At 65.3% G+C, this 14,370-nt stretch carries 15 protein-coding genes and 1 tRNA gene; 8 read left to right on the top strand and 8 right to left on the bottom strand.

All coding sequences use genetic code 11. The features are described 5' to 3' along the window. On the bottom strand, positions 1-592 hold a 592-nt coding region (locus JYJ84_RS14385), incomplete at its 3' end, for an MFS transporter (RefSeq protein WP_205189236.1). 170 nt (positions 593-762) lie between these two features. On the opposite strand from JYJ84_RS14385, the gene JYJ84_RS14380 reads away from it, so the two are divergent. The 3 genes from JYJ84_RS14380 to JYJ84_RS14370 all read left to right on the top strand — a co-directional run bounded on the left by JYJ84_RS14380 (position 763) and on the right by JYJ84_RS14370 (position 2,927). Next, entirely contained in the window at positions 763-1,692 is a 930-nt protein-coding gene (locus tag JYJ84_RS14380) for a LysR substrate-binding domain-containing protein (RefSeq protein ID WP_175222818.1), read from the top strand. Positions 1,693-1,815: 123 nt separating this feature from the next. Continuing rightward, entirely contained in the window at positions 1,816-2,157 is a 342-nt protein-coding gene (locus tag JYJ84_RS14375) for a multidrug efflux SMR transporter (protein WP_175222819.1), read from the top strand. Between the two features lie 125 nt (positions 2,158-2,282). Next, a complete protein-coding gene (locus JYJ84_RS14370; RefSeq protein WP_175222820.1) occupies positions 2,283-2,927 on the top strand; it encodes a LysE/ArgO family amino acid transporter in 645 nt (214 codons plus the stop codon). On the opposite strand, the gene JYJ84_RS14365 is transcribed toward JYJ84_RS14370, so the two are convergent. Continuing rightward, positions 2,913-4,073 (bottom strand): enolase C-terminal domain-like protein, encoded by a 1,161-nt coding sequence (locus tag JYJ84_RS14365; RefSeq protein ID WP_175222821.1) that lies wholly within the window; start codon positions 4,071-4,073, stop codon positions 2,913-2,915. The two genes, JYJ84_RS14370 and JYJ84_RS14365, sit on opposite strands and share 15 nt — an antisense overlap. 509 nt (positions 4,074-4,582) lie before the next feature. Here JYJ84_RS14365 and gabP point away from each other — a divergent pair. Together gabP and JYJ84_RS14355 are read left to right on the top strand one after the other, a co-directional pair. After that, positions 4,583-5,977 (top strand): GABA permease, encoded by a 1,395-nt coding sequence (gene gabP / locus JYJ84_RS14360; RefSeq protein ID WP_175222822.1) that lies wholly within the window; start codon positions 4,583-4,585, stop codon positions 5,975-5,977. Positions 5,978-6,272: 295 nt separating this feature from the next. Next, a complete protein-coding gene (locus tag JYJ84_RS14355) occupies positions 6,273-7,370 on the top strand; it encodes a GlxA family transcriptional regulator (protein WP_175222823.1) in 1,098 nt (365 codons plus the stop codon). 121 nt (positions 7,371-7,491) lie between these two features. Here the strand turns inward: JYJ84_RS14355 and JYJ84_RS14350 are convergent, their stop codons facing one another. The 3 genes from JYJ84_RS14350 to JYJ84_RS14340 all read right to left on the bottom strand — a co-directional run bounded on the left by JYJ84_RS14350 (position 7,492) and on the right by JYJ84_RS14340 (position 10,015). Next, positions 7,492-7,836: a cupin domain-containing protein gene (locus tag JYJ84_RS14350; RefSeq protein ID WP_089439410.1), complete on the bottom strand. Its 345-nt coding sequence runs from the start codon at positions 7,834-7,836 to the stop codon at positions 7,492-7,494. Between the two features lie 308 nt (positions 7,837-8,144). Then, complete coding sequence (locus JYJ84_RS14345) at positions 8,145-9,047, bottom strand: Imm72 family immunity protein (RefSeq protein ID WP_236027509.1); 903 nt, start codon at positions 9,045-9,047, stop codon at positions 8,145-8,147. Continuing rightward, on the bottom strand, positions 9,047-10,015 hold the full coding sequence (locus JYJ84_RS14340) for an Imm72 family immunity protein (protein ID WP_122944666.1): 969 nt from the start codon (positions 10,013-10,015) through the stop codon (positions 9,047-9,049). The genes JYJ84_RS14345 and JYJ84_RS14340 overlap by 1 nt, the downstream gene beginning before the upstream one ends. 336 nt (positions 10,016-10,351) lie before the next feature. On the opposite strand from JYJ84_RS14340, the gene JYJ84_RS14335 reads away from it, so the two are divergent. Further along, positions 10,352-10,426 (top strand) — tRNA-Gly (locus tag JYJ84_RS14335). Between the two features lie 233 nt (positions 10,427-10,659). Here the strand turns inward: JYJ84_RS14335 and JYJ84_RS14330 are convergent. Beyond that, positions 10,660-10,998 (bottom strand): hypothetical protein, encoded by a 339-nt coding sequence (locus tag JYJ84_RS14330; RefSeq protein WP_122944665.1) that lies wholly within the window; start codon positions 10,996-10,998, stop codon positions 10,660-10,662. An 86-nt stretch (positions 10,999-11,084) separates the two neighbouring features. Between JYJ84_RS14330 and JYJ84_RS37800 the strand changes: the two genes are divergently transcribed. Both JYJ84_RS37800 and trmB read left to right on the top strand, forming a co-directional pair. Continuing rightward, the gene (locus tag JYJ84_RS37800; RefSeq protein ID WP_236027506.1) at positions 11,085-11,558 is read left to right on the top strand and encodes a 2-oxo-4-hydroxy-4-carboxy-5-ureidoimidazoline decarboxylase; all 474 of its coding nucleotides are present in this window, start codon (positions 11,085-11,087) and stop codon (positions 11,556-11,558) included. 348 nt (positions 11,559-11,906) lie between these two features. Further along, complete coding sequence (gene trmB / locus JYJ84_RS14320; RefSeq protein ID WP_122944664.1) at positions 11,907-12,674, top strand: tRNA (guanosine(46)-N7)-methyltransferase TrmB; 768 nt, start codon at positions 11,907-11,909, stop codon at positions 12,672-12,674. Between the two features lie 129 nt (positions 12,675-12,803). Here the strand turns inward: trmB and JYJ84_RS14315 are convergent, their stop codons facing one another. Beyond that, positions 12,804-13,634, bottom strand: a complete 831-nt coding sequence (locus JYJ84_RS14315; RefSeq protein ID WP_175222824.1) for an undecaprenyl-diphosphate phosphatase — start codon at positions 13,632-13,634, stop codon at positions 12,804-12,806. An 81-nt stretch (positions 13,635-13,715) separates the two neighbouring features. After that, positions 13,716-14,297 carry a DUF1439 domain-containing protein gene (locus JYJ84_RS14310; RefSeq protein WP_122944662.1) on the bottom strand — a complete coding sequence of 194 codons (582 nt, stop codon included), beginning with the start codon at positions 14,295-14,297 and terminating at the stop codon, positions 13,716-13,718. Positions 14,298-14,370: the final 73 nt, after the last annotated feature.

Below are 14,370 nucleotides of genomic sequence, written 5' to 3'. Positions count from 1 at the left end.
CCGGCGCGAGGCCGCACAGGAACATCGCGCGCCACCCGTAGGTCGCACCGATCGTGTAGTTCAGGCACGCCGCGATGAAGAAGCCGAAGTAGTAGCCGGTCTGCAGGTAGCCGGCGCCCATCTTGCGGCGGTCTTCCGGCCAGCTCTCGGCGACGTAGGTGCCCGCGAGCGCCCATTCGCCGCCGACGCCGATCCCGGCGATCAGCCGGCACGCGGCCAGCGCCCACACGTCGTGCACGAACGCGGCCGCGCCGGTGAATACCGAGTAGATCAGGATGCTCGCGGCGAGCGTGCGCACGCGGCCGAAGCGGTCGGCGAGCGGCCCCCAGATGAACGACAGCCCCCAGCCGATCAGGAACAGCGCGAACAGGATCGAACCGTACATCCCGAGATTCGCGGGCGTCGCCGCGATACCGGACGCCGGCAGCAGTTCGGTCAGCGCGGGAATCAGCACCAGCGCGTAGATCACCGAATCCACGCCGTCGAGCACCCAGCCCGCATACACGGCCCAGAAGCCCTTGACCTGCTCGCGCGTGAGCGGCGTGCGCCGCGCCTTCGCGCCGGCCGCCGGCGCGTCGATCGCCTTGAACATCTTCGTCTCCTTGCCGGCGGGGCCGGCACTTTTGCCGCGTCCGGTCCGGGATGGCCGGCAGGCTGGCTCTTTTGTGAGACGAGTATAGAAACCCCATCGATCGGGGAAAAATATGATATTCATCTTGCTCGATCGGATTGGCTTATGGCTCGAATCGGGAGGCGGCGGCGATGGACTTGAGGCAGTTGCGCTATTTCGTGAAGGTCGTCGAATGCGGCAACGTCACGCATGCGAGCGAGGCGCTGCATGTCGCGCAGCCGGCGGTCAGCCAGCAGATGCGCAATCTCGAACAGGATCTCGGGATGCAGTTGCTCGAACGGAGCGTGCGTGGCGTTGCGCCGACTGCCGCCGGCCGCACGCTGTATCAGCACGCGCTCGACCTGCTGCGTCAGGCCGACGGCACGCGCGAGCTGCTGCGCCGCGACGCCGACACACCGCAGGGCCGTGTGACGGTCGGGATGCCGTCGAGCACCGCGCGCGTGCTGGCCATTCCGCTTGCCCGCGCGGTGCGCGACCGCTACCCGGGCATCATGCTGGAGCTGATCGAGGCGCCGAGCGCCGATCTCGACACGCTGCTCGAACGCGCGCGGCTCGATCTCGCGATCGTCGTCGATGCGGTCGACACGCGCGGCATCGCGGTCCACCGGCTGCTGACGGAGACGCTGTACCTGATCACGTGGCCCGGGTTCCCGGTGCCGGACGATCCCGTGCCGCTCGACGCGATTGCGCGAATGCCGCTCGTGCTGCCGAGCGCGCCGAATACGATCCGCAACCGGGTCGACTGGGCGATGCGCGAGGCCGGGCTGTCGTACGAGATCAGCTTCGAGGCGAGCTCGACCGGGCTGCTGTTCGCGGCCGTGATGGCGCAGCTCGGCGTGACGATCCTGCCTTGGACGGCCGCGCACGTCGAGATCGAGGAGCGCAAGCTCAAGCTGTCGACGGTCGCGCACCGGCTGTTCTCACGCGACCTGTCGCTGTGCTGGCACGATACGGCGCTCGTCAGCAACGCGGTGCAGAAAGTGAAAACCGAGATCGTCCGGCTGTTCGACGCGCTCGGGCAGCGGCCCGAGTGGGCGGCCGGGCAGGCCGACGGCGCGTGACGGGCACGCTGCGTGCCTTGTGCCGGGCCGCCGCGCGTACTAAGCTCCGTTCATCCTGGGTACCGCTGACCCCGCCACTTCTCCTCGCCGCTCGGTATAAGCGTCGGGGGAAGGAGGCCGTTCGTGTCCCCGCTCCAGTCTGCCTGGCTTCTGCTGGGCGTCAGTGTCCTTGCCGAAGTGCTCGGCTCCGTCGGCCTGAAATTTTCGGCCGGCCTTTCCCGCCCGCTCCCCTCCGCGCTCACCGTCGTCTGTTATGCCTGCGCGGTCTGGCTGATGGCGCTCGCGACGAGGCGCCTCGAAATGGGGCTCGCGTATGCCAGCTGGGCCGCCGCCAGCACCGCGGCCACGGCCGTGATCGGCATCGTCTGCTTCGATGAATCGGTGTCGTCGCTGAAGCTCGCCGGCATCGCGCTGACCGTCTGTGCGCTCGTCGCGCTCAACCTGGGCGAAGCGGCCACTCACTGACCGGTGTCGGGCCAGTCATCGGCGTATGGGCGCCTGGCGGGCATTGACAACGCCCCCGGACGCCCCTTAACGTTTCGTTCATCGTAACCATCACCGGTTCAGCTTAAGAGGTTGTCGGCCCGCTCGTGCTCGACACCTCTGCCTTCGCCGAAGGCCTGCTGCTTGGCGCCGCCCTGTTCACGTCGGTCGGCCCCAAGGACGCGTTCGTCATCAAGCGCTCGATCTCGAGCCCCCATCTGCTCTCCATCGCCCTCGTCTGCGCAGGCAGCGACGCGCTGCTGATCATGCTCGGCGCGCACGGATTGTCGTCGTTGCTGTCGCAGCATCCCGGCGTGGTGTCGGCCGCGCTGTGGGCCGGCATCGCTTATCTCGCCGGCTATGGCCTGCTCGCGCTGCGCTCCGCGATCCGGCGGCGACAGCCGGAGCACGTCGATGGACCACGCCCGGGCAGCGAACCCACGCTGTCGCGCACGGTGCTCGCGACCGCCGCCGTCTCATTGCTCAATCCGTATGCGTGGATCGACACCGTGCTGCTGCTCGGCACCGTGATCGTGAGTCACACGCCCGCCGCACGCGCGCCGTTTGCAATCGGCGCGATGACGGCGTCGCTCGCCTGGTTCCTGCTGCTCGCCTATGGCGCACGCGCATGCCGCGCGTGGTTCGCCCATGCGCTGGCATGGCGCCTGCTCGATTGCTTCGTCGCGGCAATGATGCTCGGCTTCGCGGTGCGTTTCGCGATCGACGCGCTTCAGGCGTCAGCGGCTCGATAACGTGCGAAACACGTCGTGCGCGCCGGCATGGAGCTCGAAGCCGATGCCCGGTGCCTGCGGTACGGGTGCGTATCCGGCGTCGACGCGCGCGCCATCGGCCAGTCCGCTGAACGGATGGAACGCGAACGGATTGACTTCCGCCCCGCCGAGCCCGAGCGCCGCGACGACATGCAGCGAGAACAGGTGGCCGCCATGCGGCCAGAATGCGTCGCGCCGCCAGCCGCGCGATGCGAAGTGCTCGACGATCTGCAGATAACCCGGCAGCCCGTAGCCATGCACCGGATCGAACACCAGCACGTCGCGATCGGGGCGCAAACCGCCGTAGCGGTCGAGCAGCTTCGCTTCCGCGAGCGAGAACAGCGCTTCGCCGGCCGCGATCGGCGGTGCGTAACGCGTGGCGAGATCCGCCTGGAGCGGCAGGTCGAGCGGATCGCAGATGTCCTCGAACCACCAGAGGTCGAACGGCGCGAGCATCGCGGCGGCCGCGTCGACGGTCGTCGCGTCGTACGTGTTCATCGCGTCGACCGCGAGATGCGAACTGTCCGCCAATTGCGTGGCGGCAGCTTCGATGCGCCTGCGGTCCTGGTCGAGATCCGCGCCGCCGATCTTGATCTTCGCGTGCGTGTAGCCAAGATCGGCGATGCGGCGCATCTCGTCCGACAGACGCGCGAGATCGTCCTGCGGATAGCGGTAGCCGCCGCCTGCATACACGCGCACGCGTGGTGCCGCCGTGCGTTCGAGTCGGTCAGCGAGAAAGCGATGAAGCGGCAGGCCGGCAATCTTCGCGGCAGCATCCCAGATCGCCATGTCGAGCGTGCCGATTGCGACGCATCGCTCGCCGTGCCCACCGGGTTTTTCGCCGGCCATCATCGCGCGCCATGCGCGGAACGGGTCGAGGTTCGTGCCCGCTTCGTCCGCGAGCGTGTCGGCCGCGGCCAGCAGGCGCGGCGCGAACCGTTCGCGAATCAGGCCGCCCTGCGCGAAACGGCCGACCGATGCGTAGCCGTAGCCCGTCACTGCGCGGCCGTCACGCACGACGTCGGTGACGACCGCGACCACACTCGTCGTCAGGCCACCGGACGCGATCGCCGGATCGGCATAGCGGGACACGGGAATCGCTTGTTCGTGGATCGCGGTGATGCGCATGGTCGGGGTTCCGGGAATACGTTCGGTGTTCGAGGGTCATGCTCGCGTGGCGGCCGGCGCGACGGTCGGATCGCTGCATCATAGGTGCTTGCGCGATGCCTTGCAGGCTCGCGACCGTCATGCGCCCCGAACGGCTGCGTCCGAATCGCGCCGCGCCACATCGGCGGACGGACGCGTTCTCCGTCACGCGTTACACGTGTACCGCCCTGTCATCCACGCCCGATATCGGCGGCGCCTGCCGATATCCGATCGCACCCCGCAATCCGCGTTTGCCCCGAGGCATCGCCGCTTCCATCGGCATCACACGCGAAAAGTGTCGCCGCCGATCAACAGCGCGTCGCATTTGTTATGGGTTGCGGTCGGATATTTTCTAGATCGCGTGGTTTTGTGCCGAGAAGATACATGTCGTCAGGCAGGCCAACGCATGCGGAAACGCCACGATGGCTCCCTGCAACGTGCAGCGCATTGAACAACAAACCAGATACTGGAAACAGGGATTGGAGGACGACATGAATGGTAGTCATACGGGCCTGGCAACAGGCCTGAAGCCACGCCACGTCACGATGCTGTCGATCGGGGGCGTGATCGGCGCGGGCCTGTTCGTCGGCTCCGGCCACGCGATCGCGGCGGCGGGACCGGCGGCATTGATCGCGTATGCGTTGACAGGTGCGCTCGTCGTCCTCGTGATGCGCATGCTCGGGGAAATGGCCGTCGCCCATCCGGACAGCGGCTCGTTCTCAACCTATGCCGATCGCGCGATCGGCCATTGGGCCGGCTTCACGATCGGCTGGCTGTACTGGTGGTTCTGGGTGCTCGTGATCCCGATCGAGGCGACGGCGGCCGCGACCATCCTGAATGCGTGGTTCCCCTCCGTCGCGACCTGGATTTTCGCGCTCGGCGTCACGCTGCTGCTGACGGTGACCAACCTCTTCTCCGTCAAGAACTACGGCGAATTCGAATTCTGGTTCGCGCTGATCAAGGTCGTCGCGATCGTCGTGTTCATCGCGATCGGCGGTGCGGCCGTGTTCGGGCTGCTGCCGGGCGGTCACGCATCTGGCTTCTCGAACCTGGTCGCGCACGGCGGGTTCATGCCGAACGGGATCGGCGCGGTGTTCGCCGGCATGCTGATGACGATGTTCTCGTTCGTCGGCACCGAGATCGTGACGATCGCCGCGGCCGAATCCGCGCATCCGGAGCAGCAGATCGTGCGCGCGACGAATTCGGTGATCTGGCGCATCACGCTGTTCTATCTCGGCTCGATCCTGTTCGTCACCGCGATCGTGCCGTGGAACGACCCGCTGCTGCCGGTACACGGCTCGTACCAGCGTGTGATGGAACTGCTCGGCGTCCCGCACGCGAAAGCGATCATCGACGTGATCGTGCTCGTGTCGGTCGCGAGCTGCCTGAACTCGGCGCTGTACACCGCATCGCGGATGCTGTTCTCGCTGTCGAAGCGCAAGGATGCACCGGCATTCCTGCACCGCACCGATTCGACCGGCACGCCGCGCGCGGCCGTGCTCGCGTCGACCGCGTTCGGCTTCCTGACCGTGATCGCGAACTACGTGGTGCCGGAACAGGTGTTCAACGTGCTGATCGCGACATCCGGCGCGATCGCGCTGCTCGTGTATCTGGTGATCGCGGTGTCGCAACTGCGGATGCGCCGCATGCTCGACGTGAGCGGTTCGGCGCTGACGCTGCGGATGTGGCTGTTCCCGTGGCTCACGTGGGCAGTCATCGTGTTCATCTGCGGGACGCTCGTCACGATGCTGTTCCTCGACGGCCACCGGATGGAAGTCGCGGCAACCGGCGTGCTCGCCGGGCTCGTGCTGGTCGCCGCGTGGCTCAACCAGCGCGGCCGCGATGCGCAGTCGAGCCTCAGCCGCCGCGGCGTGTCGTCGGCCTGAGGACGACTCGGCGCGCGCAGGCAGGCGCGCGGTTGCCGCTGCCGGCGAGTCGGTCGCATCGGGTTTCGCGTGTTTCGGTTGCCTGGTGCCCTTCGCCGACGACTGTCATGCCATAGCGATGTTTCCGGCTCGGCCCGGCCGGCGATCTCCCTGCCGGCCGCGTCGTTCACGACGTCCGTCCGCACGGCAACCCGGGGCTGCGGCTCACGCTGGCCGCCGGTGCGATTCGCCGAGCATCGCGCCGGCCCTCCTTGTTTTGCATCTGCGCGAGCAGCTGCCTTATCCGCGCATCATCATGAGTCATGCAGTGCCTGTCGCAAGCCCGCCGGAATCCGACACGCCGGCACGTATCCGGTTCGGCTTCATCCTGTTGCCGAATTTCACGCTGACGGCGTTCTCGGGCATGGTCGACGTATTGCGGCTCGCGGCCGACGAGGGCGACAACAGCCGGCCGGTCAGACTGTCGTGGACGATCCTCGGCGACATGGCCGCCCCCGTGCGCGCCAGCTGCGGAATCCAGATCCCGGCGTGGGAGTCGTTGAATGCGCGTCAGGCATACGACTACGTGGTCGTCGTGGGCGGGCTCCTGCATGCCCGCCCGGAACTCGATGCGGCCACGCTGGAATTCATTCGCGCGGCCGCATCGACCGGTGCGATGCTGGTCGGCATCTGCACGGGGGCGTTCGCGCTGACACGGGCGGGCGTGATGACCGGACACCGGATCTGCATCAGCTGGTTTCACTACTGGGACTTCATCGAGCGGTTTCCGTCGGTCGATGCGAAGCTCGTGGTGTCCGATCGTCTCTACGTGGTGGACGGCCGGCGCGTGACCTGCTCCGGCGGGCGCGCGTCGATTGACGTCGCGGCCGCGATCCTGGTGCGGCACATCGAGCCGTCGATCGTCTACAAGGCGCTCCGGATCCTGCTGGTCGACGGGCGCGAAACGGTCAGCGCGCCGCAACCGCATCCGCCCGGCGTCGCGCCCAACGCGCATCCGAAGGTGAAGCGCGCGATCCTGCTGATGGAGCAACACATCAGCCACTCGATTACGATCGACGAGCTGGCGCGACGGCTGGACGTCTCGTCGAGACAGCTGGAACGGCTGTTCAGGGAAGCGACCGGCAGCGGGCCGGCCGCCTGCTACCGGGCGATCCGGATTCGCACGGCCGCATGGATGCTGACGCATCTGGACAAGAACATTTCCGAAATCGCGGCCGCCTGCGGTTTTGCCGATGCGTCGCATCTCGGGCGCGAGTTCCGGCGCGCGTACGGGATGTCGCCGAGCGCGTATCGCGAGCGTCAGGCACCCGGCGCGATCGGCGGGATAGCGGAACCGGCCGGGCACGCGACCACGCTCGGCGAACTGTTTCCGAACCGGAACGAGTTTTATTGAGCCGGAATCCCTCGCGGGTCATCCCGGCAGCTATCCCCGTTCGATGGTATCGGCTGAAGGGTGCGGCTCAACGTGTCGGAACGACCGGCGCTATTTGCGCAGGCCGAACCGATCGACTCGCTCAGGCGAACACGAAGTACTTGCGCACCGTTTCCACCACTTCCCACGTCCCTTTCATGCCGGGTTCGATCACGAACACGTCGCCGGCTTTCAGGTGCACCGCCTTCTCGCCTTCCGGCGTGATGATGCAGTAGCCGTCGAGGAAGTGGCAGTACTCCCATTTCTCGTAGTTCACCTCGAACTTGCCCGGCGTGCAGATCCAGGTGCCCATGATCTTGCTGCCGTCCTTCGAGAGGTAAGCGTTCAGGTTCACGGTGTGCGGATCGCCGCCGATGCGCTTCCACTTGGTCGCGTCAAGGACGGGGGTCGGGCAGGTTTCGCGCAAAACGGTGATGAAATCGGACATGTCGGCTCCAGACTAACGATCGTATAAGAGGCCTGTCACGTTAGTTCGAAAGCGTGGCGGGGACTTGTATGCTTCCGACGCGGACTCGTCTAATTTCGACACGGGCCTGCGTGCGGGCACTCCGCCTCGGCAGCGATTCAATTGTCCGGTTGAGGATCGCCATAATGCCGAATGACCATCCCCCACGCGGTGCGGGGCAGCCCCGGCATGGACGCTCCAGCCTCGACACAAACCGGATCTTTCACGGCCGGGCTATGCCAGCAACCGGTGCGCGGAAAAGGCTCTCCGGGCAGGACCCGTAGCCTCGGTTACGCGACAGGCTTGGGGAAGTAAGTTCCCTCCTCCGCCGGAATGCTGCCATCCCGGTAACGCGTGTCCTCCCAAAGCAGCCGCCAGCGCACCACCTGTTCGTCGTTGGTCCCTTCCAGCAGGTACCTGTGGGCAACACTGCCCTTGAGGAAGTAACTCGGACAGCCGACCTTGCCGGCCGGAAACCATGGCTCCCAGATACCCTCGACTGGAATCGCCTGATCGCTGTCAATCTCGCCGCTGCCGGATTCGTTCCTGGGCGGACAGGGAGGAAGCGATGCGGGATAGGTACGACCGGGTGGCCAATACCGCCAGGCCGGAAGGGGCGCATCTTCGAACATGGATTCATAGGTCCAGTGCTCAAAAACGCGGGTCCCGCCATCCGCACGTGTTCCGTATGCCAGCATCCCGGTAAAACCGAATCCGACCGTGCACTTGAGCGCGTAGCCAATCAATCTCTCGATCCACACGCCCTCCGCGAACCCGGTGGCATACACCGGGTCCGCAAAGTTGGTGTCCTTCAGTCCCAGTGAATGAAAAAACGGATCGTATTTACGACCGATTTCAAGCGCGCTCCGCCCAAACAACAGGTCGCCACCTTGCTGGCTTCCAATAATCAGCGCGTCGTATGCCGCTCGTTTGTCATGACCTCGGCGCAATGCATCGATGCCCAGATCCATTCGCACCAGTGCCCCCAGGAAATCATGTCTGTAGGCTTCCTCAAGCTCCACCTGATTCGGGCTCGGTGTGTCCAGTTGTTTTGCGTATGCACCGAGAAAGTCCCGATATAGTCCAACGGCGTATTCCAGGAACGTAAAACTCGTCCATTTCTTGAGCAGATAAAACGCCTGTGCTCGCGCGCCCTGCTCCTGCTCGGGGGTCATGGTCAACGTATTCAACATCACGGAACCTGTTCGTCCGTCGATTGTTTGCCGGCATCGGCTACCGCTGCCTGATCGAGCGGCGACAACGCGACAGGTGGGGGGAAGTAAGTTTCCTCCTCCGCCGGAATGCTGCCATCCCGGTAACGCGTGTCTTCCCAAAGCAGCCGCCAGCGCACCACCTGTTCGTCGTTGGTCCCTTCCAGCAGGTACCTGTGGGCAACACTGCCCTTGAGGAAGTAACTCGGACAGCCGACCTTGCCGGCCGGAAACCATGGCTCCCAGATACCCTCGACTGGAATCGCCTGATCGCTGTCGACCTCACCGGCCGCGGATTCGTTCCTGGGCGGACAAGGAGGAAGTTCTGCGGGATAGCTGCGACCAGGCGGCCAATATCGCCATGCAGGAAAAAACGGATCCTGGAACAACGATTCATAGGTCCAGTGCTTGAACACACGCGTGCCGCCGTCGGCACGCTTGCCATAGGTAAGGTATTCGGAAAAATCGAGCCCGACCGTGCACTTGAGCGCCTGACAGCTCAACTCTTCAATCCACGCCCCTTCCGCATACCCCGTTGCATATTCGAAATCCGACAATCTCGTATCCCTCACGCCAAGCGCGTGGAAAAACGGGTCATAGGTTCGACCAACCTCGTGCGCACTCCGCCCGAACAACAGCTCGCCCCCCTTCTCGCTACCCGTTATGAACGCACCGTAAGCCGATCGCTTGTCGGCACCTTGTCGCAATGTCTCGATGCCTTGATCCATCCTCGCCAACGCATTCAGGAAATCGCCGGCATACGCTGCCGCCAGTTCCGCCTGATTCGGGCTCGGCGTGTCCAACTGCCTGGCGTACGCGTGAAGGAAATCCCTGAACAGACTCACTGCATGATCCAGGAAGGTCACGCTTGTCCATTTCTTGAGCAGGTAAAACGCTTTGGCGCGCGCATCCAGTTCCTGCTCGGGAGTCATGGTCAGGGTATTCAGCATCGTGGGTTCTGTTCTTCCGTGGATTGTTTTCCGACATCGGTGAGGGCTCGCCGCGCATGGCCTATGCGAGAAGGCCCCCGCGACGGCGCCGACGACGGTATCGCCGACCGTATTCGACCCATCCGTTGGGCCGTTAAAATTCGGCTCCGATGCTACAGCGCGCAGAAGGGATGTGCCTTCAGCCTGGGGATGGGTGATCCGGTGAATAGCGAGGGGCTCGCCCGACACGGCCCGCGACGCCACCGCCCCAGCATCGAGCCATGCCGGTTTCGCTGCCACCGCCCCAAACCTCCCGCTTGCCATCCCCACCGAACCCCCTGTAGAATTACGCGTTCTGCGGGCGTCGTATAATGGCCATTACCTCAGCTTCCCAAGCTGATGACGTGGGTTCGATTCCCATCGCCCGCTCCAGTACATCTCAAACCCCTGCCGCGCCAGGCTTGCAGGGTTCTCCGGCAGTCACCGCCACTCTTCCCGCGATATCCGTCTCAAATGTGTGCCACGGTGCATTTCCGTCGCGCGCCTGCCCCAGGATCGCCCGATAGCTCACCCGTGACATAGAGTCCGGCGTCTGCTCCATCCGCCACATACCTCCAGCCGCCCTCGCCCAACGACATGCAAAGGCCGGTCGAAGCACGCGACGCCTACCTCATGCCTCCGACAAACATCACGATGAGGATGGGCAAGCACAGCAGGCCATGAAGCACGATCGCGCAATATGCCGGCACCAAGTCCACTCCGGCATCATCTTTCGCATGCAGCAACGCACCGATCGCCCAGACGAGACCGCCCAGCGAAACGATGCCGCACAGAACCACGACAACCAGCGCCGTACCGATCGCACCAAATCCCGACGCCCCCGCAAAGGCCTCCGGATTATTCAGGATCGATATACCGACGATGCCGGCAATCGCACACTCGGCGAGTGCAAGGATGGCCGGGCTGCTACCGATCTTGCGACGCACGGAAGTTGTTTCACTCATGGCTTTTCTCCCCAAAGGCCAGTGATGGCGGATCATGCCGACTCACCCTCTCGCATGGTTGTTGCAAGCGCAACCATCGGCGAAACATGAATCGTCGCGGCAGCCGTCATCGCTTCTTGTCGTTCTGGCCGCAGGCCGTCGAAACGAAACGCGCACTGTTCATTTTCATCACGTTGCGCACGCGTCTCACGCACCCGGTCATGCCGGCTGCGTACGCGATTCTACTCAATCGCCCGGCGACAGCACATCGTCCGAACCATCCCGCCCCCCAAAGAAAAAAGACACACCCTCCCTCATCGGGAAAAGCGGTCAGCGAACAGACGAGCGCCGGCCTCGACGCACTGACCGACGACGAGGAAATCCGCCTGCAGCGGATGAACCGCGCGTATCGCGAGCAGCATGGCTTCCCGTTCATCATCTGCGTGCGTCACTACACGAAGGCCGGCATGTTCTTCGAACTGGAAAGCCGCGTGTCGCGCGAGAACGCATTCGAACTCGACTCCGCGCTGAACCAGATCAAGGCGATCACGCGCCGCCGGCTCGACCAGCGCGTCGCGTGACGCACAACGCATCCGTTCGCTGAAACGAGGGCCGATGCGGCATGCGCTTCGGCCCTGTCCCCCTATGCCCCTCACCCCCGAGCACGCCGCCGCCGGGCCGACGGCGGCACGGCCTCAGCCCCCGCAACCTTGCCAGTCGGATCAAACCAGTCCATAATCCGGCTCTTTCCGGTTGGCTGAACGGGAAATCCTTAAGGATCAACGGCTTGACGGCGTATCGCCGCTCCCGTCGCCACGTTCCGCAACCGCGCGCCCAGCCGCCTCGTCGAAGGCGGCTTTTTTGTACCGCGCTGGCGCGTCCCGCGCGCCCGATGCCCTCGCCCGCAACCGAGCCTTTCTCTGTCACCGATGATGCACGACGAACCGAACGAAGCCGGCCTGCCGCCGCACGACGACGCCATTCCCGACGAAGCCGCCGAAGGCGCCGACGAAGTCAACCCGCTGCACCACCGCCGCATCCGCAGCTTCGTGACGCGCGCCGGCCGCGTGTCGACCGGCCAGCGCCGCGCACTTGACGACCTCGGCCCGCGCTTCGTCGTCCCGTATTCACCGGAGATGCCCGACTGGGATGCCGTATTCGGCCGCAGCGCGCCGCGCATCCTCGAAATCGGCTTCGGCATGGGCGCATCGACCGCGGAAATCGCCGCAAACCGCCCCGGCGACGACTTCCTCGGCGTCGAGGTGCACGAGCCGGGCGTCGGCGCGCTGCTGAAGCTGATCGGCGAGCAGGATCTGCCGAACATCCGCATCATCCAGCACGACGCGGTCGAGGTGCTCGAGCACATGCTCGCGCCGGAAAGCCTCGACGGCGTGCACATCTTCTTCCCCGACCCGTGGCACAAGGCGCGCCACCACAAGCGCCGGCTGATCCAGCCGCCGCTCGTCGCGCATCTCGCGTCGCGCCTGAAGCCCGGCGCGTACATTCACTGCGCGACCGACTGGCAGAACTACGCGGAACAGATGCTCGAAGTACTCGGCGCGGAGCCGACGCTCGAAAACACGGCCGCCGACTACGCACCGCGCCCCGACTATCGCCCGGTGACGAAGTTCGAACGTCGCGGGCTGCGGCTCGGCCACGGCGTGTGGGACCTGGTGTTCCGCAAGCGCGCTGGCTGAGTCCTCCCGCTGCGGCGGCGCACGCCGCCCCGCTCCAGATAAAAAAAGCCCGACCGGCATCTGCCGATCGGGCTTTTTTCATCGGAGGCGCACCCGCCTCCGCATTCGCGTCACGCCCAGTTCATCGCATCACGCCCAGTTCAGCCAGCCGCTGTACCCGACCAGCAGCACGAACAACCCGAACGCGATCCGGTACCACGCGAACACCGTGAAATCGTGCGTCGCGACGTAGCGCAGCAGCCAGCGCACGCACACGAACGCGCTGACGAACGCCGCGACGAGCCCGAGCGCGAACAGGCCGAGCGAATCGACGGTGAACGCCTGCCAGTCCTTGACGGTTTCGTAAAGCGTCGCGCCGAAGATGATCGGAATCGCGAGGAAGAACGAGAATTCGGTGGCGACGCGCCGGTCGAGGCCGAACAGCATCCCGCCGATGATCGTCGAGCCCGAGCGCGACATGCCGGGAATCAGCGCGAAACACTGCGCGATGCCGACCTTGAGCGCATCGAGCGGCGTCAGCGCATCGACCGACACCACGCGCGGCGGCTCGCGACGCTCGCGCTGCCGCGCCTCGGCCCACAGGATGATCGCGCCGCCCACGACGAGCGCGAACGCGACGGGCACCGGCGAGAACAGCACGGCCTTGATCTTCTTCTCGAACAGCAGGCCGAGCGCGATCGCGGGAATCGTCGCGATCACGACGTTCAGCGTGAAGCGCCGCGCGTCGGGCCGGCTCGGCAGCCCGGACACGATGGACGCGATCCGTTGCCGGTATTCCCAGCAGACCGCGAGGATCGCACCGAACTGGATCACGACGTCGAATGTCTTCGCGTGCGCATCGTTGAAATTGAGGAAGCTGCCCGCGACGATCAGGTGACCGGTGCTCGACACCGGCAGGAATTCCGTCAGCCCCTCGACGACGCCGAGGATCAAAGCCTTGCAGATCAGGATCCAGTCCATCCGTGGCCCAACTCCGAAATGGTCGAATGAATGGGCCACTCTTCCACGCGCGGCCCCCCTCCGGCCGAGCGCGGTTCGTCGTCATTTCTCGACGATCGCCACGCGTATGCCGTTTGTAAGAATCGTAATTGTACCGGGTTCGTAGTTCACCCCGGCAAATTGCAGTTGTTCGGGCTTGAACGTGTAGATCGGATAGTTGGTCAGCAACTGCGTCGCGAGCAGGCCGGCGGCCGCGCCGACCTGTTGCGCGTACATCTGCGCGTCGCCGTCGAGCGCGAGGCTGTCGACGGCCGGCGACTTCAGCACGACCGAGCGGCTCGGCGCGTCGTAAGCCAGCTGGCCCGACACGGTGAACTTGCCGCTGACGGGCGCGCGCAGGAACGGGCTCGTGAAATGCGCGTCGAGCTGCACGGCGACGCGGTTCTGGTCGGGCAGCAGGTTGACGGCCGGGTTCGCGAGCGACACGTCGACGACCTGCGCGACCGTCTTCTGGTACGGAAACTTGCGCGCGACGGCTTTCTGCACGTCACCGCGCGAGAACGTGTAGTGATCGGGGATGAACGGGAACGTCGACGCGCACGCGGCGAGCGAAAGCGTCACGCCGATGGCGCCGACGGTTGCGGCAAGAAAACGGCGCCGGCCGGGCGCGCAAGGTGCGGTCATGCTGAACACTCTCCTGGTTACGACGGCCGCGTTGCGGACTCGAGACGCGTGAGCCACGCGAGCGCGTCGTCGC

Origin of the sequence: Burkholderia sp. LMG 13014 (assembly GCF_905232215.1) — a bacterium.
Classification (GTDB): domain Bacteria; phylum Pseudomonadota; class Gammaproteobacteria; order Burkholderiales; family Burkholderiaceae; genus Burkholderia.
This window is presented reverse-complemented; position numbering and strand designations above follow the sequence as displayed.

Coding starts and splice junctions, on each gene's coding strand:
- JYJ84_RS14380 (WP_175222818.1), top strand. CDS start 763: ATGGACTTGAGGCAGTTGCGCTATTTCGTGAAGGTCGTCGAATGCGGC.
- JYJ84_RS14365 (WP_175222821.1), bottom strand. CDS start 4,073: ATGCGCATCACCGCGATCCACGAACAAGCGATTCCCGTGTCCCGCTAT.
- gabP (WP_175222822.1), top strand. CDS start 4,583: ATGAATGGTAGTCATACGGGCCTGGCAACAGGCCTGAAGCCACGCCAC.
- JYJ84_RS14355 (WP_175222823.1), top strand. CDS start 6,273: ATGAGTCATGCAGTGCCTGTCGCAAGCCCGCCGGAATCCGACACGCCG.
- JYJ84_RS14350 (WP_089439410.1), bottom strand. CDS start 7,836: ATGTCCGATTTCATCACCGTTTTGCGCGAAACCTGCCCGACCCCCGTC.
- JYJ84_RS14345 (WP_236027509.1), bottom strand. CDS start 9,047: ATGTTGAATACGTTGACCATGACCCCCGAGCAGGAGCAGGGCGCGCGA.
- JYJ84_RS14340 (WP_122944666.1), bottom strand. CDS start 10,015: ATGCTGAATACCCTGACCATGACTCCCGAGCAGGAACTGGATGCGCGC.
- JYJ84_RS14330 (WP_122944665.1), bottom strand. CDS start 10,998: ATGAGTGAAACAACTTCCGTGCGTCGCAAGATCGGTAGCAGCCCGGCC.
- JYJ84_RS37800 (WP_236027506.1), top strand. CDS start 11,085: ATGAATCGTCGCGGCAGCCGTCATCGCTTCTTGTCGTTCTGGCCGCAG.
- trmB (WP_122944664.1), top strand. CDS start 11,907: ATGATGCACGACGAACCGAACGAAGCCGGCCTGCCGCCGCACGACGAC.
- JYJ84_RS14315 (WP_175222824.1), bottom strand. CDS start 13,634: ATGGACTGGATCCTGATCTGCAAGGCTTTGATCCTCGGCGTCGTCGAG.
- JYJ84_RS14310 (WP_122944662.1), bottom strand. CDS start 14,297: ATGACCGCACCTTGCGCGCCCGGCCGGCGCCGTTTTCTTGCCGCAACC.